27 protein-coding genes and 1 pseudogene are annotated in these 22,825 nt (G+C 41.2%); 17 read left to right on the top strand and 11 right to left on the bottom strand.

All coding sequences use genetic code 11. The features are described from left to right. Positions 1–128: 128 nt before the first annotated feature. The gene (locus AC07M3_RS06895; protein WP_199989188.1) at positions 129–1,064 is read right to left on the bottom strand and encodes a bile acid:sodium symporter family protein; all 936 of its coding nucleotides are present in this window, start codon (positions 1,062–1,064) and stop codon (positions 129–131) included. A 54-nt stretch (positions 1,065–1,118) separates the two neighbouring features. Continuing rightward, positions 1,119–1,763, bottom strand: coding sequence for a bifunctional nicotinamidase/pyrazinamidase (pncA, locus tag AC07M3_RS06890; protein WP_494567097.1), 645 nt, complete (start codon positions 1,761–1,763; stop codon positions 1,119–1,121). Positions 1,764–2,092: 329 nt separating this feature from the next. On the opposite strand from pncA, the gene dapA reads away from it, so the two are divergent. The 4 genes from dapA (at position 2,093) to AC07M3_RS06870 (ending at position 4,757) form a co-directional block, all read left to right on the top strand. Beyond that, entirely contained in the window at positions 2,093–2,986 is an 894-nt protein-coding gene (gene dapA, locus AC07M3_RS06885; RefSeq protein ID WP_005037855.1) for a 4-hydroxy-tetrahydrodipicolinate synthase, read from the top strand. Between the two features lie 15 nt (positions 2,987–3,001). Continuing rightward, a complete protein-coding gene (locus tag AC07M3_RS06880) occupies positions 3,002–3,607 on the top strand; it encodes a lipoprotein-34 precursor (NlpB) (protein ID WP_092709222.1) in 606 nt (201 codons plus the stop codon). A 36-nt stretch (positions 3,608–3,643) separates the two neighbouring features. Beyond that, on the top strand, positions 3,644–4,363 hold the full coding sequence (purC, locus tag AC07M3_RS06875) for a phosphoribosylaminoimidazolesuccinocarboxamide synthase (protein ID WP_003654255.1): 720 nt from the start codon (positions 3,644–3,646) through the stop codon (positions 4,361–4,363). A 190-nt stretch (positions 4,364–4,553) separates the two neighbouring features. Next, a complete protein-coding gene (locus tag AC07M3_RS06870) occupies positions 4,554–4,757 on the top strand; it encodes a hypothetical protein (RefSeq protein WP_307013384.1) in 204 nt (67 codons plus the stop codon). Between the two features lie 29 nt (positions 4,758–4,786). Here AC07M3_RS06870 and AC07M3_RS06865 read toward each other — a convergent pair. After that, positions 4,787–4,882 (bottom strand): annotated as a pseudogene (locus AC07M3_RS06865) (hypothetical protein); the annotation flags it as partial. 194 nt (positions 4,883–5,076) lie between these two features. On the opposite strand from AC07M3_RS06865, the gene AC07M3_RS06860 reads away from it, so the two are divergent. Continuing rightward, positions 5,077–5,928, top strand: coding sequence for a formate/nitrite transporter family protein (locus AC07M3_RS06860; protein WP_494567098.1), 852 nt, complete (start codon positions 5,077–5,079; stop codon positions 5,926–5,928). A gap of 27 nt (positions 5,929–5,955) precedes the next feature. Here the strand turns inward: AC07M3_RS06860 and AC07M3_RS06855 are convergent, their stop codons facing one another. The 3 genes from AC07M3_RS06855 to AC07M3_RS06845 form a co-directional block, all read right to left on the bottom strand. Continuing rightward, complete coding sequence (locus tag AC07M3_RS06855) at positions 5,956–7,221, bottom strand: replication-associated recombination protein A (protein ID WP_004640157.1); 1,266 nt, start codon at positions 7,219–7,221, stop codon at positions 5,956–5,958. A 105-nt stretch (positions 7,222–7,326) separates the two neighbouring features. Continuing rightward, positions 7,327–8,499 (bottom strand): PQQ-dependent sugar dehydrogenase, encoded by a 1,173-nt coding sequence (locus AC07M3_RS06850; RefSeq protein ID WP_494567099.1) that lies wholly within the window; start codon positions 8,497–8,499, stop codon positions 7,327–7,329. A 108-nt stretch (positions 8,500–8,607) separates the two neighbouring features. Next, entirely contained in the window at positions 8,608–9,066 is a 459-nt protein-coding gene (locus AC07M3_RS06845; RefSeq protein ID WP_494567100.1) for a YcgN family cysteine cluster protein, read from the bottom strand. Positions 9,067–9,262: 196 nt separating this feature from the next. Between AC07M3_RS06845 and AC07M3_RS06840 the strand changes: the two genes are divergently transcribed. From AC07M3_RS06840 to ahr, 8 genes are all read left to right on the top strand, one after another. Continuing rightward, positions 9,263–9,421, top strand: coding sequence for a DUF1328 domain-containing protein (locus AC07M3_RS06840; protein WP_000490267.1), 159 nt, complete (start codon positions 9,263–9,265; stop codon positions 9,419–9,421). A gap of 175 nt (positions 9,422–9,596) precedes the next feature. After that, positions 9,597–10,334, top strand: coding sequence for a dienelactone hydrolase family protein (locus tag AC07M3_RS06835; protein ID WP_494567101.1), 738 nt, complete (start codon positions 9,597–9,599; stop codon positions 10,332–10,334). Between the two features lie 184 nt (positions 10,335–10,518). Further along, positions 10,519–10,881, top strand: a complete 363-nt coding sequence (locus tag AC07M3_RS06830) for an HIT family protein (RefSeq protein ID WP_494567102.1) — start codon at positions 10,519–10,521, stop codon at positions 10,879–10,881. Positions 10,882–11,022: 141 nt separating this feature from the next. Next, entirely contained in the window at positions 11,023–12,057 is a 1,035-nt protein-coding gene (mutY, locus tag AC07M3_RS06825; protein ID WP_494567103.1) for an A/G-specific adenine glycosylase, read from the top strand. 47 nt (positions 12,058–12,104) lie between these two features. Continuing rightward, a complete protein-coding gene (locus AC07M3_RS06820; RefSeq protein WP_494567104.1) occupies positions 12,105–12,641 on the top strand; it encodes a M23 family metallopeptidase in 537 nt (178 codons plus the stop codon). 9 nt (positions 12,642–12,650) lie between these two features. Next, complete coding sequence (locus AC07M3_RS06815; RefSeq protein WP_001287364.1) at positions 12,651–12,896, top strand: hypothetical protein; 246 nt, start codon at positions 12,651–12,653, stop codon at positions 12,894–12,896. 30 nt (positions 12,897–12,926) lie between these two features. Beyond that, on the top strand, positions 12,927–13,487 hold the full coding sequence (locus tag AC07M3_RS06810; RefSeq protein WP_092709077.1) for a DNA-3-methyladenine glycosylase I: 561 nt from the start codon (positions 12,927–12,929) through the stop codon (positions 13,485–13,487). A 38-nt stretch (positions 13,488–13,525) separates the two neighbouring features. Further along, positions 13,526–14,554 (top strand): NADPH-dependent aldehyde reductase Ahr, encoded by a 1,029-nt coding sequence (gene ahr / locus AC07M3_RS06805; RefSeq protein WP_494567105.1) that lies wholly within the window; start codon positions 13,526–13,528, stop codon positions 14,552–14,554. A gap of 6 nt (positions 14,555–14,560) precedes the next feature. On the opposite strand, the gene AC07M3_RS06800 is transcribed toward ahr, so the two are convergent. Next, entirely contained in the window at positions 14,561–15,985 is a 1,425-nt protein-coding gene (locus AC07M3_RS06800) for an aminotransferase-like domain-containing protein (protein ID WP_494567106.1), read from the bottom strand. 90 nt (positions 15,986–16,075) lie between these two features. On the opposite strand from AC07M3_RS06800, the gene AC07M3_RS06795 reads away from it, so the two are divergent. Further along, positions 16,076–16,450, top strand: a complete 375-nt coding sequence (locus AC07M3_RS06795) for a hypothetical protein (RefSeq protein ID WP_494567107.1) — start codon at positions 16,076–16,078, stop codon at positions 16,448–16,450. Here AC07M3_RS06795 and AC07M3_RS06790 read toward each other — a convergent pair. Beyond that, a complete protein-coding gene (locus AC07M3_RS06790; RefSeq protein ID WP_494567108.1) occupies positions 16,434–17,336 on the bottom strand; it encodes a LysR family transcriptional regulator in 903 nt (300 codons plus the stop codon). The two genes, AC07M3_RS06795 and AC07M3_RS06790, sit on opposite strands and share 17 nt — an antisense overlap. Before the next feature lie 120 nt (positions 17,337–17,456). Between AC07M3_RS06790 and dkgB the strand changes: the two genes are divergently transcribed. Then, positions 17,457–18,260 (top strand): 2,5-didehydrogluconate reductase DkgB, encoded by an 804-nt coding sequence (gene dkgB / locus AC07M3_RS06785; protein ID WP_494567109.1) that lies wholly within the window; start codon positions 17,457–17,459, stop codon positions 18,258–18,260. 4 nt (positions 18,261–18,264) lie between these two features. Next, complete coding sequence (locus tag AC07M3_RS06780; RefSeq protein WP_494567110.1) at positions 18,265–19,455, top strand: MFS transporter; 1,191 nt, start codon at positions 18,265–18,267, stop codon at positions 19,453–19,455. A 40-nt stretch (positions 19,456–19,495) separates the two neighbouring features. Here the strand turns inward: AC07M3_RS06780 and AC07M3_RS06775 are convergent, their stop codons facing one another. Both AC07M3_RS06775 and dapB read right to left on the bottom strand, forming a co-directional pair. Beyond that, positions 19,496–20,149 carry an START domain-containing protein gene (locus tag AC07M3_RS06775; RefSeq protein WP_005037811.1) on the bottom strand — a complete coding sequence of 218 codons (654 nt, stop codon included), beginning with the start codon at positions 20,147–20,149 and terminating at the stop codon, positions 19,496–19,498. A 50-nt stretch (positions 20,150–20,199) separates the two neighbouring features. Further along, positions 20,200–21,021, bottom strand: a complete 822-nt coding sequence (gene dapB / locus AC07M3_RS06770; RefSeq protein ID WP_307013418.1) for a 4-hydroxy-tetrahydrodipicolinate reductase — start codon at positions 21,019–21,021, stop codon at positions 20,200–20,202. Between the two features lie 184 nt (positions 21,022–21,205). Here dapB and AC07M3_RS06765 point away from each other — a divergent pair, with 184 nt between their 5' ends. Continuing rightward, positions 21,206–21,568, top strand: coding sequence for a hypothetical protein (locus AC07M3_RS06765; protein ID WP_133747268.1), 363 nt, complete (start codon positions 21,206–21,208; stop codon positions 21,566–21,568). Between the two features lie 114 nt (positions 21,569–21,682). Here the strand turns inward: AC07M3_RS06765 and dnaJ are convergent, their stop codons facing one another. Then, entirely contained in the window at positions 21,683–22,795 is a 1,113-nt protein-coding gene (dnaJ, locus tag AC07M3_RS06760) for a molecular chaperone DnaJ (protein WP_003654301.1), read from the bottom strand. Positions 22,796–22,825: the final 30 nt, after the last annotated feature.

The raw sequence follows: 22,825 nt of genomic DNA, 5'->3' as shown, positions 1-22,825 counted from the left end.
TTTTAGTGCATCAATTCAAAGCAAAAGACATACCCGTTCTAAATTCAGCTCCCATAAAATTTGTTTTAAATGAAAAGACCAAACGATTCGTTTGGTCTTATTTTCTAATTCATGTTTTTCTACGGTTATTATTTTTTGTGTTTACTCGCCCAATAAGTGGCAAGTGCAGGCCCAGAAATATTATGCCAAAGGCTGAAAATCGCACTTGGCACTGCTGTAATCGGGGAAGCCGCAAAATGTACCGCTGCAAGAGCAACGCCTAAGCCTGAGTTTTGCATTCCCACCTCAACAGCAATCGCTTTGCTATCGGCATAAGGTAATTTAAAGAATCGTGCTGCTGCAAAACCTAATAAATATCCAAGCCCATTATGTAAGATCACTACGGCTAATATGAGTAAACCCGACTGTAGAATAGCTGCTTTGCTCCCACCAATAATGGCTGCAACAATGGCTACAATTGCAATAACCGACACTAAAGGCATGACTTGAATATAGGACTCGACCTGACGCTTGAGCCATGTTCTTAAAATCAGACCAACGACAATAGGAAGCAGTACTACCTGTAAAATTGAAACGAACATAGAAGCTGCATCAATTTTCAACCACTGACTAGCAAGCAAATAGAAAATAGCAGGTGTTAACACGGGAGCTAAAAGTGTTGAAACTGAGGTACAGGCCACCGATAAAGCCACATTGCCTTTAGCCATATAGGTAATGACATTCGAAGCCGTTCCACCGGGGCAACATCCTACCAAAATCACACCAACCGCAATTTCAGGAGGTAGTTGAAATAATTTACATAAGACAAATGCTAAACCTGGCATGACCACAAACTGTGCCACTACCCCAATCAACACCGCTTTAGGACTTTGTAGCACACCTTTAAAGTCGTCTACGGTCATGGTCATTCCCATACCAAGCATAATAATGCCCAGAATCCATGGAATATAAGCTTTCAGCCAGACAAAAAACTCAGGCTGCCATAGCGCCAATGCTGCAAAAACAATCACCCATAGGGCAAAAGTTTTTTGAATAAATTGGGTAAAGCGCAGTAATGCTGACATACTTTCATTCCCTAAAAATTAAAACATCAAAGTCAAAATACAAGAGCAATAGGCTTAGCGCTCACTCAATAGATCCGTAGACTGAATACGGACAACACCTTGTTGCTGCATGGTTTGCCATGCCTGTTCTAACGAACCATTTAAATCAATACCTTTACAAGCATCTTCAACCACTAAAGTTTTAAAACCTTGTTTGATTGCATCTAAAGCAGTCCATGCCACACAAAAGTCGGTCGCAATTCCAACCACATACACCGTATCAATACCACGCTCTTTTAAGTAACCCGTTAAACCAGTCATTGTGGACTGATCTGCTTCCATAAAAGCCGAGTAGCTATCGATATGAGCATGAAAGCCTTTTCGAATAATGAGTTGAGCTTTTGGAATATTCAAATCAGGATGAAAATCGGCATCTTTGGTGCCTTGTACGCAATGTTTAGGCCAAAGCACCTGTGCTCCATAGGCGAGTTCAATAGTTTCAAATGGCTGCTTGCCCGAATGATTTTGTGCAAAAGATATATGATTATCTGGGTGCCAATCTTGCGTCAGAACAACATTTTCAAAACAATCAGCAAGTTGGTTAATCGTTGGAATAATTGTGTCGGCGTCAGCAACTGCTAAATTTCCACCCGGTGTAAAACCATTTTGTACATCAACTACGATTAAAGCCGCATTTTGTGGTTGTTTATTCATTTTCATGTCATCTTCAATCCCAACAGGGAAAATTGCATTCTATCTTGCCATAAAAAAAGCCGATATTAAGTAAGGCTCAGTTGAATCAAGCTGTATTGTTATATTTACGAACCCTTCTCACCCCTGCAATACGAATACATCCTATCTTTTCCTCAAGTTTACATAGCGATTATCCGTTAGGCGTATTGTTCTTATGCGTCTGATCAGTCATAATTTGCATAATTGTCATTCAACAATCTGTTATTGTTAGAACTGGACAATCAAAATACTGCAACCATCCCACATTTTGTTTTTCTTACCTCAGATTCGGATGGATAAATAGGATATTTTTAAAAATGACTCAGCAAGCACAGACCATTCAAGGCTCAATCGTCGCAATCGTCACACCAATGTTGAAAGATGGTGGTGTAGATTGGAAGGGTCTTGAGAAGCTGGTTGAGTGGCACATAGAACAAGGTACAAACAGTATTGTAGCCGTCGGTACTACCGGCGAAGCCTCAACATTGAGCATGGAAGAGCACACACAGGTTATTAAAGAAATTATTCGTGTAGCCAATAAACGTATTCCAATTATTGCCGGTACTGGTGCAAACTCAACCCGTGAAGCAATCGAATTAACTAAAGCTGCTAAAGATCTTGGCGCAGATGCAGCCTTACTTGTTACGCCATATTATAATAAGCCAACTCAAGAAGGCCTCTACCAACACTATAAAGCGATTGCTGAAGCCGTAGAATTACCACTTATTCTTTATAACGTACCTGGCCGTACGGGTGTAGATCTTGCAAACGATACAGCTGTACGTTTAGCAGAGATTCCTAATATTGTCGGTATTAAAGACGCAACAGGTGACGTACCTCGTGGTAAAGCTTTAATTGACGCTTTAGACGGCAAGATGGCTGTGTATTCAGGTGATGATGAAACTGCATGGGAACTTATGCTTCTTGGTGCAGATGGTAATATCTCTGTTACAGCAAATGTTGCACCTAAAGCAATGAGCGAAGTATGTGCTGTTGCGATTGCCAAAGATGAACAACAAGCGAAGACGATTAACAATAAGATTGCAAATTTACACAATATTCTATTTTGCGAATCAAACCCAATTCCTGTGAAATGGGCACTACATGAGATGGGACTGATTGATACTGGTATTCGCTTACCACTCACTCCTCTCGCTGAGCAATATCGCGAACCTCTCCGCAATGCCCTAAACGATGCGGGAATTATTTAATAAGAGCAATTTATGATGCAATTACGTCTTGGTTTAGTCCTTGCAGTTTCAGCCTTAAGTTTAGTTGGTTGTGGTCGCTTCGCAATTAATAATCATTCTTTAGATTATAAAAATGCCAAGCAACTTGCCCCGCTTGAGTATCCTGCAGATGCAACTGTACGACCAGCGACACCTTTGTATCCTGCACCAACTGTTGACCAGCTCGCTATCGAGCACGCACCGAAGTTTGAAAACCAGCGTGGTAACCGTTTTGCATTGCCACGTCCTGAACAAACACAGAATGGCAATGCAACAGCAGATGCATCTGCTCAAACGACGACTGCGCTTGGACGCCCTCAGCTTGTGACCGACGGTAATAAAAACCCATTGTTAAAAATTGATGGGAATACGACCGAGATCTGGCAATACACCAAAGCAACATTAAGCACTTTAAATTACAACATCATCGCTCAAGGCAGTAATCAGGCGACGATTAAAGTAAATGACAATACTTATGTGCTTAAACTCACTGGTGTTGGTTCAAGTCATACTCTTGCTCTATTTAATGTAGACAACTCTTTTGCAAGCCCAGATGTGGCTGCTGAAGTGTTAAACCAGATTTACCAAAATTGGCCAGCCTAGTCGTTTACTAGGCATTTTTTTTAAAAAGGTTCCCTCATGTTAAAACAAACCTTGCTCTATACTGGTAAAGCAAAATCTGTATATGAAACAGACAATGCCGACCATCTGATTTTAGTCTTTCGTGATGATGCCTCTGCGTTCAACGGCGAAAAAATCGAACAGCTAGATCGTAAAGGCAAGGTGAACAACCTTTTTAACGCCTTCATTATGGAAAAACTTGCTGCTGCGGGTATTGAAACGCATTTTGAAAAATTGCTTTCTCCAACTGAAGTGCTTGTTAAAAAACTTCAAATGATTCCTGTTGAATGTGTAATTCGTAACTACGCAGCTGGTTCTCTATGCCGTCGTTTAGGTGTAGAAGAAGGTAAAGAGTTAACTCCTCCTACATTTGAATTGTTCTATAAAGACGACGGTCTAGGCGACCCAATGGTTAACGAATCTCAAGCAATTGCTTTAGGTTGGGCGACTGCTGAACAATTAGAGCAAATGAAAGTGTTAACTTACCAAGTAAACGATGTATTAAAAGCATTATTTGCTGAAGGCAACATGATTTTGGTGGACTTCAAGCTTGAATTCGGTGTTTTCCATGACCGTATCGTGCTTGGTGATGAGTTCTCTCCAGACGGCTGCCGTCTATGGGATAAAGACTCTAAGAAGAAACTCGACAAAGACCGTTTCCGCCAAGGTTTAGGCGGTGTTGTTGAAGCTTATGAAGAAGTTGCTGCTCGTTTAGGCGTAGATTTATCTGACATCTAATCAGTCAAACTTCATGAAAAACCGGGTCTTAGCCCGGTTTTTTTACATTAAGTACTTTAGAAAATAAATAATGTAGACAGATTTGTCTATTAAAATAAATTAGCACTTGCACAAACCTAAATTTAAACACTAAAATCTAAAAAAATATTAAGTACTTCACAATAATTAAATTTAAAAATAGGGTGGGCCTATGAAAATATCTAAGCTTGAAAAGAGATTAATGAATCATCCAATCCATTTTGGTGAAAATCCTTTGGTCTTATTAACCAACTTTAGCAGCTCAGCCTTAAAACAAGGCTGGACTCAGGCAGAAGTTGAGTCAGTAATTTCCAAGGCTTCTCAAGGCGATTATATGGCGCTTATTCGTACCTTAAGAGCTTATACATTCTTTTAAATTTATTGCTGCTGCCGCCATCTACGTTGCTATAAGCAATCGCTTTTAACCTCATGCTTATTTCTTGCAGACTCATAGCTTCCCTTTAATTCAGGCGGCAATTCGTCTTGTAGCACAAAGTGCTCTCAATCTTCCTTTGCATCTGGGCTGATTGCTCTTGTTTACGCATTATTTTTGCTTCTTTGCCGCCGCCGCATCATTCGATTTATAAAAAGACACACAAAGCTGTTAGGAATAGACTGGATTTATCCTGAACACTGCCTTAACAATAAATAAAAATTAGAAATATAAAATATTTATTCAGTGAGGAGTAAACCTGATGGATCATAAAATAGAGGAAGAAAAAGTCGATCAAACCTTAAGCTGGCGTGAAAAAATAGCGGTAGAAGAACATGAGAAGCTGTCACCCCGTTTGGTCTATGAAATTATCCGTCGTGATGGTGCCGAGGAATTGGATCGCCCGACAGCTGCACTGATCTTTTCAGGGATTGCCGCAGGTTTGGTCATCAGTTTTTCATTTGTATTTAAAGCGATTATTGCTTCTTATCTCCCGACTGATGCCATCTGGACCGATTTAATCACCAATATCGGTTATACCATTGGGTTCCTGATCGCAATTTTGGGCCACATGCAGCTCTTTACCGAGAATACCATCACCACAGTTGTACCTTTATTCAAGCCCTTTACCTTCGATAAATTACGAGCAGTGGGCCGCTTATGGGGGATTGTGATTCTATGCAATGTGATTGGAACAGGTTTAGCGAGTTTATTTTTCCTAACTACTCACCTCTTTACTCCCGGTATTGACCAAGCACTCGATGAGCTAGCCCATCATGTTGCTTCCTTTTCTGCAACCCAGAATATGCTCAAAGGTATTATGTCAGGGCTGTTAATTGCAGCATTGGTCTGGATGTTGCCCTCAGTCAGTAATAAATTCCTGCTCATCTTTTTCATGACTTATCTGATAGGACTAGGTGACTTTACCCATGTAGTAGTCGGCTCTACCGAAATGTCCTATCTCGTCTGGCAAGGAGAGGCTTCCATTAATAAATATCTGTTTACTTTCCTAGTCCCAACCACCATTGGCAATATTATTGGTGGTACAGGCGTGTTCACGCTACTGATTTATGGTCAGGTGACTGAAGAGCTGGAACAGCATGATCATCGTTAGGTGCAGCTTGATAAAACGAATAAGTTATTACTGTTCTTGCTGCCATCTACGTTGTTGCAAGCGCTCACCTTCAACTTCACGCTTGTTTCTCGCAGACTCGTAGAGTTTGGTTCCCTTTAACTCAGGCGGCAAATAGTCTTGCAGCACAAAGTGCTCAGGATAATCGTGAGGATAGAGATAATTAATTCCATAACCCTGCTGTTTCATGAGCTTGGTTGGTGCATTTCTTAAATGTAAAGGCACAGGTAAATTTGCAGTCTTATCAGCAAGTTCCAAGGCCTTATTAATCGCTAAATAAGTACTATTACTTTTTGCACTCGTTGCTAAATAAACCGCCGTTTGGCCCAGAATAATTCGAGCTTCAGGCATACCTACCGCTTGGACAGAACGGAAGCATTCACCTGCAAGTAATAATGCATTTGGGTTAGAGTTTCCAATGTCTTCAGAGGCTGCAATGAGCATACGTCTTGCGATAAAAACCGGATCTTCGCCGCCTTTGAGCATACGTGCCATCCAATACAGGGTTGCATCTGGATCACTGCCACGAATCGATTTAATGAATGCAGAAACTAAATCGTAATGCTGTTCCCCAGATTTGTCATATCGTGCAATATTTTGCTGCGCTACTTTCACCACAACCGCATTGGTAATGGTATTTTCAATCTCTGGTTCAAATGTGCTGGCAATCAGGTCAAGTAAATTAAGCGCTTTACGGGCATCACCTGCAGCGAATTGAATGAGAGCATCATATTCTTCAATATGAATATAGCGTTCTTTTAAGAATTTATCGGCTTGAAGCGCACTATTAATGAGAGTTTGGATCGCTTCACTGTCTAAACTGTTTAAGGTATAAACCTGACAACGTGATAAAAGCGCACTATTTACCTCAAAAGACGGGTTTTCGGTAGTCGCTCCAACTAAGGTAATTTTACCTTTTTCAACTGCACCCAATAAAGCATCTTGCTGCGATTTATTAAAACGATGAATTTCATCAATAAAAACCACAGGTGTTAGTAAATCACCACTTTCTGCAATGACTTCACGTAATTCTTTTACACCCGTATTCAGCGCAGATAAGCTCACAAATGGGCGGTCTATCGCCTGAGCTAACAGCAAAGCAATTGTGGTTTTACCAACTCCCGGCGGTCCCCAAAAAATAATAGAAGGTAAATGACCCTGATCAATCATTTGACGCAGTGGTGCATTCTCACCTAATAAATGATCTTGCCCAATAATTTCAGACAAGTCTCTCGGGCGTAGGCGTTCGGGAAGTGGAATATGGGTGTCTGACATTTCAAATAGCTTTATCGTCTTTTATCTATAGTCTATTGTGTCTCACAGAAATCTACAATTTTAATCTATGAGACACGGCCTTTATTTACAGGCGGTTTTATCGCCTTAAGATGCTTTCTTAGTCAGCTTAAGTAAGCGCGCCTTTGAACCATCTTCAATGATCCAAATCGAACCATCTTGTGCTTCATGCAAACCACGAATACGTTGCTTCATATCTAGTCTTTGCACTTCTTTCACAGGTTTATGCTGTAAATCCACAACAATAATCGCTTCGGAAGATAACCCTCCAATTAAAGCCTTATTTTGCCATGCAGGAAATTGTTGTCCGCGATAAATGATCAAGCTCGATGGAGAGATTACAGGAGTCCAATCAATTTCAGGTGCTTTAAATTCTGGACGAGTATGATGATCTGGAATTGGTAAACCTGAATAATGGTCTCCATTTGAAACGATTGGATAACCATAATTTTCACCTTTTGTGATGATATTAAGCTCATCACCACCTTTCGGGCCCATTTCAACGACCCATAGTTGCCCTTGAGGGTCAAATGTCATTCCTAACGGATTACGGTGTCCAAGCGACCATATTTCAGCAGTTACCCCGCCTTGCTGATAAAAAGGATTACCTGTGGCCGCTGAGCCGTCATCATTTAAGCGCAAGATTTTGCCCAAGTTACTTTTCATGTTTTGGGCAGGGTCAAACTTTTGTCGTTCACCTGAACTCACCCAAAGTTTTCCATCGGCCCCGAAAACCATGCGATGCCCATAATGGCCTTGACCTGAAACTTTGGGTACTTGCTGCCAAATCTGCTTCACATCTGTAAGTTTAGGTTGATTAGGGTTAGAAAAATCTAATTTTGCACGTGAAATGACTGCTCCATACCCACCTTGCCCTTTGGTTGCATAACTTAGGTAAATCCAGTGATTCTTCGCAAAGTTCGGATGTAAAGCTACATCACCTAAACCGCCTTGCCCGCCATAACTCACTGTAGGTATTCCTGAAACATCCAGCATTTGTTTATTTTTAGGATTAAAAATTTTTAATTTACCTTGGCGCTCCGTCACTAACAAACGCTGATCTGGCAAACTTGTTATTGCCCAAGGTTCATCAAAATGTGCAACAGTTTCAACCTGATAAGATTGTTTGACTGAATTAGACTGTTCTGTTTTAGCAGAGGTTGTTTTTTCAAGGTTTTTTGAATTGGTATTATTAGAGCCACAAGCCATTAAGAAAAAAAAGCTACTACATAATAAGGGGGCTGCTAGTCGTCTCATCATTTTTATCTCCTTTTGTCTTTATTGTTATATAACGGAGATGAGCAAAAAATTTACGCTAAAAGTGTTACGTTATTATACGCTGTAATTAGAAATACCATGCAGATCTGTTTAACGTACCCAACGTACAACATAATCTTCAAGATCATCTTCATGGACATCAACTTCAGAAATACAACGTCCTGCAACCGACTTTTTCGCATTCATCACGCTTTGTCGAGAACCCGTATTTAAATAGTGCCAAGAGGGTAATTTTTTACCTTCATTCAAACGTTTATAAGCACAGCTTGATGGCAACCAGTGAATTGTTTTTAAAGACTCTACCGTTAATTGTAAGCAGTCAGGCACTTGTTGCTGACGATTAGAATAGTCCGAGCAACGACCCGTACTGCAATCGAGCAGCTTGCAAGCCACTTTGGTGTACGCGACTTCATGCGTATCTTCATCTTCTAGCTTTACCAGACAGCACAAACCACACCCATCACACAAAGCTTCCCACTCAATTTGAGTCAGTTGCTCTAGCGGATAGTTTTTCCAAAACAATGGACGAAGTGAGGTCTCGGTAGACATAAGTTTTCAACGGCTGAACAGATAAAGCAATGCATCAGTATAACATTGAAGTGCCCTATCTTAAGAAAAGAAGCTTTATTTTTAGCATCACAAAATGATTGTTTAATATACATTTCAACCACATAAACGACACATTCAGTGTAAAAAACACCCTATATAGTTAAAGGACAATGAAAAATAAGTAGGAGGACAGCATATGTTCCGTTGGGCAATAATTTTTGCAGTGATTGCACTCATAGCCAGTCTATTAGGGTTTGGTGGTGTTGCAGGGTTATCTAAAGACTTTGCCGTGATTTTATTAGTTATAGCTGTAATTCTTGCTGTAATTGGGTTCATTTCGCGAGGCAGGACTTAATTTAATCATGACCATATATAAAAAAGAAGGAACCAGTTTCCTTCTTTTTTATATTGCAATAAACTTTCTAACTTTTTCTTTTGATGTAGATTCTTACATAGTTATTTATATTACTTTATTTTTTTATGCTTTAATCAAGCGTGTTTAAATCTCTTTAAATTTCAGGATTAAGGTTATGAGTACAGCAATTAAAACCCGTGAAATTCAATATACTGCACCAGATGGCAGCCATTTAATTGGTTACTTTGCGGCTCCAGATAGTGAAACACCTGTTGCGGGTGTGATTGTTGCTCCTGAATGGTGGGGACGTAACGAATATACTGAACAACGTGCGCGTGAGCTTGCTGAACATGGTTATGCTGCGCTTGCAATTGACATGTACGGTGATAAAAAAGTCACAACTACTGCAGCTCAAGCTTATGAATGGATGATGCAGACATTTGAAGAGTTAGATACTGTCACCACTCGTGCAAATGCTGGACTTCAAACTCTTGTAGACCAACCAGAAGTAAACGGTGAAAAACTTGCAGCTGTTGGCTTTTGTTATGGCGGGAAAGTGGTATTGGATCTTGCTCGCTCAGGTGCTCCCCTAAAAGCAGTTGCAACCTTCCATGGCACGCTAACACCGAAAGCCCCTGCTCAAAAAGGCAACATTCAAGGTGAAATCTTAGTTCTTCATGGTGAATTAGACAGTATGGTCACCTTAGAAGATGTTGCTAATTTTGAAAAAGAGATGCAAGCTGCTGAGGTGAAACACGAGGTAGTGGTTTTAGAAGGTGCTAAACATGGCTTTAGTAACCCGCTTGCAGATGAAAGAGCTAAAGCGAACGGTGTAGACCTTGGCTACAATAGCGAAGCGGAAAAACAAGGCCTTGCTAAAATGTACGCTTTATTAGAACGTACTTTAAAATAAAAGAAGCGAATTTGGAGCAAATTGTTTATTTGCATTTGCTCCCTTAAATGTTTATGACTTTGCAATATTTTTACTGTATTTTTTAAACCATACTTCAATAACTATACTCCCGTTGAGCTAGAGCAAAGCCTAGTCTTATTTCCCGCACTCGGGGTTTAATGGAATAACATGAGAGGATACAACAATGACTGACAAGAAATGTCCGTATTGCGAATTTGATGAATATGACATCATTGATAAGAATGAATTTGCTGTAATTTTACCTGATTCTAATCCGTTGTCTAAAGGCCACTGTGTGGTAACACCACTACGCCATGTTCGTTCTTTTTTTGACATCACGTCTAAAGAACACCAAGGCCTGCTTACACTTCTTGAAATTGCACGCCACGAAACGCAGCTTCGCCATCAACCAGACGGTTTCCATATTAGCTTCAATGATGGTGAAGTGTTCGGACAAAATTCAGACCATTTCCACATTCATGTCATTCCGTACTACAAAAACCAGCCGTTGAAACTTGATCAGCGTTGGGGCGTACAAAAGGTTTAATCCTTTTTATTATTGAAACAGAGATCACGCTTTTTAAGGTCATCTCTGTTTTAACTGGCACTTGTGCTTACCTGCTTTAAACAAAATTTCCCCACAAATTTCAGCTATAATTTAGCCCTCACTTTTCTTCTTTAGCTGTTCATGCCCAACTTTTCTTTTTCTGATGCCCTCTTAAACTGGTTCGATCAACATGGTCGTCATGATTTGCCGTGGCAAGTCGCAGATGATCCATACAAAGTTTGGGTTTCTGAAATTATGTTGCAGCAGACTCAAGTTAAAACAGTTCTGCAATATTTCGACCGCTTTATGGAGCGCTTCCCAACCGTAGAGACATTAGGTCATGCAACTTGGGATGAAGTCGCTCCCTTTTGGGCTGGCCTCGGTTATTACGCTCGAGCCCGCAATTTGCACAAGGCCGCAGGTCTTGTAACGCAGCAGGGTAAGTTTCCTGAAACGCTAGAAGAATGGATTGCTCTACCCGGCATTGGCCGCTCTACCGCAGGTGCGCTCATGTCTTTGGGTTTACGTCAGTATGGCGTGATTATGGATGGCAACGTGAAACGTGTCTTAGCCCGTTTCTTTGCTATTGAGGATGATTTAAGTAAACCCCAACATGAACGTGAAATGTGGAAACTAGCTGAAGAGCTTTGCCCAACCCAGCGTAACCATGACTACACTCAAGCAATTATGGACCTAGGTGCGACCATTTGTACGCCTAAAAAGCCTCTTTGTTTATATTGTCCAATGCAAGCCCACTGCCAAGCTTACCAACAAGGCCTAGAACAAGAACTCCCATTTAAAAAACCTAAAAAAACACCACCCGTTAGAACAGCAGATGTTCTTATCATCCAGTGTGAAGATGAATGGTTCTGGCAACAACGACAATCTCATGGTTTATGGGGTGGTTTATTCTGTTTACCCATTTTAGAAATTGAACACGAACGTCTTAGCTTAAGTCAGCAATTTAAATTGCAACCTCAACCGCAAACCTTTCAGATCAGTCATAGTTTCACTCATTTTACGTGGTTACTTAATGCTCACACGTTCCACGTGGAACCTGATCAAAAAGAACATCTGGCAATTGAACTCGAAGGACAATGGCTTAGTCCAGAACAAGCTGTTGCCAAGGGCGTTCCAACAGCAATGAAAAAATTGATCTCGACAAGCCGTTCATGACATATTGAGTAAAATAATTTTGATATGGCAGTGACAGGGAGTATTTTGTGCGACGTTTTGTTTCCCATTTCTCACTTGGTTTTTTAATTATTCTTTTGGCTGCCTGTGCCAGTGCACCTAAAAAACCAGCCCCACTCTCACCAGCTCAAGTCAGCAAGCTTAAAAGTATGCAACTTGCAAATCGACTTCCTGTGCCTGTGAAAGGTGTCGACCGAGATGAGTTAAAAGATACATGGGGAGCTGCACGCAGTCAGGGCCGTAGTCATGAAGGAATTGATATTTTGGCTCCACGTGGAACCAAAGTGTACAGTGCAACCGAAGGACTTGTGGCAGATCTTCGCAATAACAATCTCGGTGGCAAAGTCATCTGGATTTTAGGGCCGGCGGGAACATGGCATTATTATGCTCATCTTGATGGTCACAAACGTGGCCTGAATGTAGGTGACTATGTCAAAAAGGGTGATCTGATCGGCTATGTCGGCAACACGGGCAATGCACGTTATACTTCACCTCATTTGCATTATGGTCTTTATCTAGATGGTAAAGGACGTGGTGCTGTTAATCCTTATTCTTATTTACGCTAGGAACATTGTATGTCGGAAGCGCTGATCAATCGCTTAGTAGAGTTTGCCGAGTCAGGCAATCAGCAAAAGATCATTTTAAATGGCAATAGCTATCAAGGCTGGATCATGGAAATCAGCGACGATGCCCTGCTAATCAGTACCGGTTTTTCAGATAAAGTAGGCAAAGACTTTTGGCTAAAGTTTGAAGACTTAACTCAAGCTGAACTGTATTATTGGGATACGCGCCCAAATGAATGGGTGTTATTTAAACTTTAAAATTCTAAGATAAATATAAGGAGCATCATCATGAAAACTCAACGCTGCGGATGGTGTTCCAATGATCCCCTCTATATTGCCTATCATGATGAAGAATGGGGTAAACCAGAACATGATGAAGCACGATTATTTGAAATGCTTTGTCTAGAAGGTCAGCAAGCTGGCTTATCTTGGATTACCGTACTGAAAAAAAGAGAGAGTTACCGTCAACACTTTTTTCAACATTCTATTTCAGATATTGCCTCATTCACAGATGACTTTTTAGAACTAAAATTATCCGATGCGGGTTTAATTCGCCACTTAGGCAAACTTAAAGCAATTCGTGATAATGCAATTGCTTGGCAAGCACTCAAAGCACAAGTCGGTGATGTCACTACATGGCTTTGGCAATTTGTAGATGCAGCCCCACAACAAAACGATGTTGTAGATTATCGTCAGGCACCAGCACAAACCGAACTCAGTGTAAAACTTTCCAAAACACTCAAAAAGAATGGCTTCAAATTCGTTGGCCCAACCACCTGTTATGCTTTTATGCAAGCAGTGGGCATGGTCAATGATCATGAAAACAATTGTCAATTTAAAGCTTCATAACCCACCATAACGGTTTAAATCCGCTTAAGGAGTTTCCGATGAGCAATAATACAATTCAAGCTTATGCCGCTATGCAGGCAGGTGAAAAACTGGTTCCTTACCAATTTGATGCAGGTGAATTACAACCGCATCAGGTTGAAGTAAAAGTTGAATACTGTGGTTTATGCCATTCTGATATTTCTGTTCTAAACAATGAATGGCGTTCAACTGTGTATCCTGTCGTTGCAGGGCATGAAATTATTGGACGAATTGTTGCTTTAGGCTCAGAAGCCAAAGGTCTAAAAATCGGGCAACGTGTCGGTATTGGCTGGACAGCGGAGAGCTGCCAAGCATGTGATGAATGTATTGGTGGTCAGCAAGTACTTTGTACGGGTGAAAATGTAGCAACAATCGTCGGGCATGCTGGTGGTTTTGCCGATAAAGTACGTGCAGGCTGGCAATGGGCTATTCCTCTCCCCGAAGATTTAGACCCAGAAAGCGCAGGTCCTTTACTTTGTGGCGGAATTACCGTTTTTGATCCGCTACTCAAACACAAAATTCAGGCAACACACCATGTAGGTGTAATTGGGATTGGCGGTTTAGGTCATATGGCCATTAAGCTACTTAAAGCTTGGGGCTGTGAAATCACGGCATTTAGTTCTAATCCGGATAAAACAGAAGAACTCAAAGCAATGGGTGCCGATCATGTGGTGAATAGCCGCGACACAGACGCGGTAAAAGCACAAAAAGGTAAATTTGATTTATTGCTGAGTACAGTAAATGTGACCTTAAATTGGCGCGCTTTCATTTCTACGCTAGCACCAAACGGCTCTTTGCATTTCTTGGGACTTACACTTGAACCTGTTCCAGTTTCTGTCGGTTCGCTTATTGACGGTGCCAAGTCAGTGACAGGCTCACCTACAGGTTCACCTGCTGCACTGCGTCAACTTTTAAAGTTTGCTGCACGCAAAAAAATTGCACCTCAAATTGAGCTATTTCCAATGTCAGAGCTTAATGAAGCAATTGAACGTTTACACTCAGGTCAAGCACGTTATCGAATTGTGCTTAAAGCAGACTTTGCAGAATAAAACTAGCTAACTCACGGTTTTCATCTGTTGTCGTGACCATTCCGCCAAGTCACTAATTGCTTGGCGGACATCTGCTGTTAATTCATGACCCGCATTTAAACGAATGAAATGTCGATATCGTTCATCCTCACCAAAAACATGGCCCGGTACCACAGTAATTCCTTCGGCTTTCGCAGTGTAATAAAGCGCTAAGGTATCTACCTCCTTTGGTAATTGTATCCAAAGTGCATAGCCGCCTTCTGGCTGACTTAACGCAATGGGAAGGCCGTCAAAGGCTCTTAAAATACAACTGCGATATTGTTCGACCTGTCGCATTAGATTTGGTCGTAGCTGCTCTAAATGCTCTCGATAACCACGACTATAAATAAAATCAGCTAAGCCTAATTGTAGCGGTGTATTTACTCCAATATTGCTTGCTAGCAGCTCAAGCCTTAAATGCTGTAGCTTTGCACTTAGGCAGAACCACCCTACCCGATATGCGCTCGATAGCGACTTAGAAACCGACCCACACCAAATGACATAGCCCTCACGGTCCCAATAGCGAATCGGTAGCGGGCGTTCATTACTGTAACCACATTCACCAAAAATATCGTCTTCAATAATAAAGCACTGATACTTTGCAGCTAATTCAGCAATCTTTTGTTTTTCTGAATTACTTAAACAATATCCTAAAGGATTTTGATAGTTGGCTGTCATGAGGCAAACCTTTGCCAAACCCTGCTGCATTAATGACTCTAAACGCTCAAGATCAATGCCACGATGATGCGCAGGAATTTCAATAATCTGCCGTTTTAAACTGGCTAAAAGCTGTAGTTGCCCATTGAAAGTAGGCGTCGGAATCAAAATACTATCCCCTACATCTGTTAGATGCTGAATGACTAACGACAAAGCAGGTATACAACCATTGGTAATGAAAATATCTTCTGCTGCGATAAAAATGCCGTCTTCCCGCCAATGATCAGAAAGCGCTTTCCTTAATTGCTCATGTCCTTGTTTATTACAGTAGAGAAAGTCTTGTGGCTGACAATTTTTTAAAGCCCGTTGAATAGAACGACGTAAACCCTCTACCGGAATAAAATGTGGTGTCAACTGGATCGAACCCAACGGTACGAGATGACTCTGTAAGGCAGCTTCTTGAATTTGGTTATGTAACTCTAGATTTGAGACTTGCCGAGGTAACGATAAAAAATCTGGGCTATCAGGAATAGGACTCGATTGGGCACGAGCAACCACGAAATAACCTGATTTCGGCTTTACATAAATGAGTCCCCTTGCCTCAAGTAACTCATAACAACTTTTTGCCGTGCTTAAGCTAATAGTGTGCTGACGAGCAAAATCTCGTAAAGAAATCAGCTTCTGATGGGGCTTGAGCTCATCTTGATAAATACGATGTGCTAATTGATTGGCAAGAACCTGATATTGAAAAGTCATTCTGTGCTGCTTTTTTAAAAATTTCTGTATCTGTACTGGTTTATAGAACACCTTTACGCTATAGAAATCAACTCAAAGAGTAGCAAGATCATGAAATTAAACGCTATATTCTTATTTACTATTGTTTTAGCAGGTTGCCAACCTCAACCAAAAAACGAACAATACAGACATACAGTTTGCCAAAGTCTGATTGAGGGTTATTTAAAAATGACGAATCAACAAGACTACAAATTGGAGCAGCGTACTGATGATGAGGCCAGTACGATTTCTCATTATCAATATAAGCGTAATAGCTCAAATGAAGTTGTGATGGTGAACTCGACCTATTCCAAATTATATTTTAGTTGCCGCCAACAGCAAAAAAGCTATTTTCTGGCCCAGCATTCATCAGAAGGACAAACCACTCCACTTCTAGAGGTTCATTTTCCAACTGATGGCTATGCTACTTTTAGAGAGCGTTTTTAAAACCATCTTTTAACTGTTCTGCCAAAAACTCAATGAATAAACGGATTCGTTTTGGTAGATGCTCTTGTTGATAATACACAGCATGGATGCTTTGATATTGATGTTCAATTTGATCTTCAAATAATGCAATCAATCGCCCTTCTTCAATATCTTTCCAAACTTCAAATTCAGATAGCCGTGCAATGCCATGACCTCTAATGGTGAGTTGACGTACCGTCTCTCCACTCGATGCTTTAATTTTCGATTGAGCAAAGAAATATTCATCACCTACTTTAATCGGCCAGCTATTAATATAGGCAGGTCTGGTAAAACCAATCAGATCATGTTGTTCGAGTTCTTCAGGTTGTGTTGGAGTGCCCTTAATCGCCAAATATTCTGGACTTGCCACAATATATAAACGACTTTTACACACCAGTTTGGCATGTAGGCTCGAATCATTGAGTTCCCCAAATCGAAAAGCCACATCCGTTTTATGTTGTAACAAGTCAATCACCTGATCATTACTATTTAACTCAATTTCAATATCTGGATAGCACTCACGAAACTTATGCATTAATGGTGCGATCACGTGTAAAACAAACGGAGTAGCCGAATCAATACGAATGAGTCCTGCCGTGCCCTGATCAGATTTTTGTAGTTCTTCTTCAGCAGCATTCAGCTCATTTAAGATTTTACGAGCCTTTACCAGAAACTGTTGCCCTTCTTGAGTCAATTTCAACTTACGTGTCGTTCGCTCTAACAAGGTTACATCTAACTTAGTCTCTAAGCGTGTTAAAGAACGGCTTACCCCTGAAGGCGTTTGTTTTAAATGTTCTGCGGCAGCTACAAATGAGCCTGTATCAATAATTGTGATAAAGGCAACAAGTTCTTCAATTGTTGATTTCATGGCTTATTCTATTATTGACTAATCATCAAAGATATTTTGCTTATTCATCTATTTTTTCGCAACAATAATCCGAGCAAAATGCACCTCAAGTTAAACAATTATTTAAATTCAGGTGAACACATGAATATCCCACGTTTTGGTCTAGGAACTTTCCGTCTAAAAGAGCAAGCGGTGATTGATTCTGTTAAAAATGCTTTAGATGTAGGTTACCGTGCAATTGATACTGCTCAAATTTATGACAATGAAGCAGCGATTGGTCAAGCCATTGCCGAAAGCGGTATATCACGTCAGGACTTATTCTTAACCACAAAAATCTGGGTAGATAATTTTGCTCAAGATAAATTTATTCCAAGCTTAAAAGAGAGCTTACAAAAGCTTCGTACTGACCATGTCGATTTAACGTTGATTCACTGGCCAGCACCGGACTTAGGCGTTTCGATTCCTGAAATCATGCAGCTTTTACTTGAAGCAAAACAACAGGGCTTAACCAAACAAATTGGCATCTCAAATTTCAATATTGAGCTTACCCAACAAGCAATTGACACAATTGGTGCAGAACATATTGCAACTAATCAGATTGAGCTAAGCCCTTATCTTCAAAACCACAAACTTGTGAACTTCTTACAAGAGAAGAATATTGATGTCACTTCATATATGACGCTTGCGTACGGCAAAGTGCTTCAAGACCCAGTTCTAGCTGAAATTGCAGCAGCTCATCAAGCAACAACAGCACAAATTACACTGGCATGGGCATTGCAACATGGTTTTGCAGTCATTCCTTCTTCGACTAAACGTGAAAACCTGATGAGCAATTTAAAAGCACAGGATATCGAGTTAACTTCAGCTGAAATGCAAATGATTGCCGAACTTGATCGTAACAGTCGTGAAGTTAGCCCAGAGCCATGGGCACCAGTTTGGGACTAAACTCATGAACACTCAATCAAATACGGCGTTCTCATTATTGGCATTGGCGATTGGTGCCTTTGCCATTGGCACCACTGAATTCTCACCAATGGGATTGTTGCCGAATATCGCTAATGATTTAGGGATTTCAATTCCAACAGCCGGAATGTTAATTACGGGCTATGCACTTGGCGTAATGCTAGGTGCCCCGTTCATGACCCTGTGGTTCGGTGGTTTTGCACGACGTAATGCGCTTATCTTTCTGATGGCGATCTTTACGGTAGGTAACCTAATTGCAGCATTTTCACCAAGCTATATGAGCTTATTAGGTGCTCGTCTCATCACAAGCTTGAACCACGGTGCGTTCTTCGGGATAGGTTCAGTTGTAGCAGCAAGCATTGTGCCCGCACATAAACAGGCCAGTGCTGTAGCAACCATGTTTATGGGCCTAACTATTGCCAATATTGGTGGTGTGCCTTTGGCAACATGGGTTGGGCAAAACATTGGCTGGCGTATGTCTTTCCTTGCTATTTCGTTACTTGGTGTTATTACCATGCTCGCTTTATGGAAAGCTCTCCCACAAGGTATGGTTGCCCAAAAACCAAATGTGAAAGCCGAGTTGAAAGTGTTAACGCGCACTCCTGTAATACTTGCGTTGCTCACCACTGTACTCGGTGCGGGTGCAATGTTTACGCTCTATACCTATATTGCGCCAAGTTTGACTGAGTTTACCCATGCTTCACCGACCTTCATTACGTTTATGCTGATGTTAATTGGTGTCGGTTTCTCGATTGGTAACCATTTAGGTGGACGTTTTGCAGATTTGTCCATCAACAAAACCCTGATTGGTTTCTTGGTTCTGTTGATTGTGATGATGGTGACTTTCCCAATTCTTGCACAAAGTCAGATTGGTGCAGCCATTGCTTTAGTGATCTGGGGTGCAGCAACCTTTGCTTTAGTGCCTCCATTACAAATGCGTGTAATGTCAGTCGCTTACGAAGCTCCAGGACTTGCCTCTTCAGTGAATATTGGTGCATTTAACCTCGGTAATGCTGTCGGAGCAGCAGCAGGCGCATTAGTACTCGATTTAGGTTGGGGTTATAGCGCAGTATCATTTGCTGGTGCACTGCTGGCTGGGTTAGCTTTGTTATTGGTTTTATTGCAAATCAAACGCGAAAGCAGCCCTGCCCAAGCGTTACAGCAGTGTTCAGATTAATAAAAAAAGCGCCTGATTTCAGGCGCTTTTTTTAAGTTATTTATTTTAAAATATCTGGTAATTTCGGTTGTTCATAAATCGGACTGGTCACTTCGCGCTTCATTTTAAGCAACATCTGGTAAGGTTGCTGTTGAACAAACATATTCACAAAACTTAATGGAATTGCACCAGCAGGATCAGCATAACCACTGGTGGTTACTTTCACCTTATTATTTGCAAGTTTTTGGAATGTCCAGTCCCCTTCATAGCGTGTTAAGCGCACCACATCGGGTTGTATCGGATAATTTCCACTAATTGCAGTATTTTTAATTGTCACAACGCCATTTGCGGCCTTGCTCATTTTTCCTTTTACAACGACATCACGATCTTTCAAGGGAAATGGAAAATCTAACACCATGTAGAGTGTGAATTCACCTTTTTTCTCATCTTGAGACAACATTTCAACTTTGCCCATATAAGGCACCCACTGATCGGCACGATTCACATCTAAAATCACGGCGACAGCGCGTTCGAGTGGCACATCAAATGTCGTTTCTGCTTTATATTGAAAGACTGGATTATCAGTCTTCTGATAGGTCCAGACTTTAATATTATTGCGGTCTAAGCTTAATTTAGCTTTTTCTGTAGAAGCAGCCCCCGTCCAGAGGCTACTTAAACAAAGAAGAGTGGTCAGGGCAATTTGTTTTTTATTCATGTTCTGCTCTATCTTTTTTTTCTCGCTACACATGGAATACGTACAGGGTTTTAAACCTGTACGTCGTTCAATCCTAAAACATCTTTCATGTCATATTTACGCGCTTCACGGCCCACAACCCATGCCGCAGCTCGCACTGCACCAGCAGCAAAGTTCATACGGTTAGTTGCTTTATGAGTCACTTCAACGCGCTCACCTTCACCAATGAACATGACAGTGTGTTCGCCAACAATATCACCACCACGAATGGTTTCGAAACCAATCGTTTGACGGTCACGTGGGCCTGTATGTCCTTCACGTCCATAAACAGCAACTTCTTTTAAGTTACGGCCTAAAGTATCTGCAATCGCTTCACCCATCATTAACGCTGTACCTGACGGCGCATCTACTTTATGACGGTGGTGAGCTTCAATCACTTCAATATCTACTGTATCGCCAAATACTTTTGCTGCAAGCTCAAGTAACTTGATTGATACATTTACACCTACTGAATAGTTCGCAGCGTAAACCACAGGTGTATGAGTGGCAACTTCGTCTAACTCAGCTTTTTGTTCATCTGACATACCTGTTGTACCAATAACCATGGCAACCCCAGCTTCACGGCAAAGCTTCAAATGCTGAGCAGTCGCAACTGGTGCAGTAAAATCAATGATTACATCGCAGTCTTTCAGAACATCTGCCAAGCTTCCTGAAACCTTCACACCCACTGAACCAATACCAGCAAGCTCACCTGCGTCAGTGCCGACCAAACTACTTTCCGGACGTTCTACCGCAGCAGCCAATTGATAGCCTGCCTGTTGAACTGCTTGAATAAGCGTACGGCCCATACGACCGCCTGCACCTAAAACACCAATGCGTGGAGCTACTGACATAATCCTTCTCAATCTTCTGTTTTACGTAATTTGTCTACTATATCAAAACTCTTTGCTCACGATAAAAAGTAAAAATTATTTTTTAAGATCAGCTGAAATTTAATCTGTTTTCACAAAAGTTAAAGAATTGATCGGCACACTACTCAGCCACGAATGAAAAAAAGATGACTATAAGGAGTTCAACATGCATTCGAGAATTATTGGCTTCACAGCGATGATGGGGATTATGAGTTCAGTGGCATTTGCAGAGCCTGCAATCCAGCCAGGAGACACATTAGAAAGCTTATCTAAAGCACGCATTACGACTAACGTAAATACTCAAATAGCAACGCCTACAGCTCAAATTAGCGTAGTAACCGATGCCAATACCGACGTTAAAGTTGAAGATATTGACCCGATTATTGGCGAAACAACAGCAGAAACGCCTAAAGTAGCTGTACAGGCAGAAGCAGTAGCCGCATCGGTTATCGAAAATGCGCCTACTCTTGCTGCTAGTGAACCTACTGTAAGTGTTGATGATATTGACGTTGCTCACCCTACAGAGTAAGCAGAAGTAATTTTCTTTTAAGCAGAATAAAAATAATAAGATGAATCAGCGCAATAAAAAGGCGGATATTTTATCAATATCCGCCTTCTTTTTAATTTCTTATCTAATCAAGCATTAATCGAACAAACGATCAAAGAATGATTTTTTCTTTGGTGAAGAAGCACTGTCTTCGCCATCAAAAGAAGCTTGCAACTCTTTAAGTAATTCACGTTGGCGAGCATTCAAGTTCACCGGTGTTTCTATCACAATACGGCAGAGTAAATCACCCACCATGCTGCTACGTACTGGACGAACGCCTTTGCCGCGTAAACGGAATAATTTGCCTGTTTGAGTTCCCTCAGGAATCTTCAAGCTAACACGACCTTCCAAAGTTGGAATTTCAATTTCTTTACCAAGTGCGGCATCAGCAATGCTAACAGGTACATCCATATAAAGATCAGCACCATCACGTTGGAAAATTTCGTGTTCGCGAACAACGACTTCAACGTACAAATCACCTGATTGGCCATCACGAATTGCTTCGCCTTTGCCACTCAAACGTACGCGGTCACCATTATCTACACCCGCTGGAATTGTAACTTCCAACGTTTGCTGGCGATCAGCTACACCAGAACCATGACATGCCTGACAAGGGTTTTTAATAATTTTACCTTGGCCACGACAAGTACCACATGTTTGTTGTACAGAGAAGAAACCTTGCTGCATACGCACTTGTCCTGAACCATGACAAGTTTTACAAGTTTCAACATCTTTTGGATTTTTTGACCCTTTACCATCACACACATCACATGGTGCAGGAGCAGTAAAGGTAATGGTTTTTTTCACCCCTTTTACAGCTTCTTCAAGGGTAAGTTCCATTACATAGCGTAAATCTGATCCGCGACGTTGACGCTGTTGACGTCCACCACCACCGAATGCACCACCGAAGATATCACCGAACTGGCTAAAAATATCTTCTGCACTAAATCCGCCAAAGCCGCCACCACCGCCGCCAAAGCCACCTTCGAACGCATTATGACCCATGCGATCGTACATGCTACGCTTTTCGCTATCCGATAAAACTTCATAAGCTTCAGCAGCTTCTTTAAATTTCTCTTCAGCTTCGGCATTGTCAGGGTTTCTATCAGGATGATATTTCATCGCCAATTTACGGTAGGCTTTTTTGATCTCATCATCACTTGCGGTTTTTGAAACGCCTAAAACCTCATAATAATCACGTTTAGCCATTTTTGGCGGTGCTCCTCACGGAATTTTATC

Source organism: Acinetobacter sp. GW821-FHT09D10 (assembly GCF_059416285.1).
This window is presented reverse-complemented; position numbering and strand designations above follow the sequence as displayed.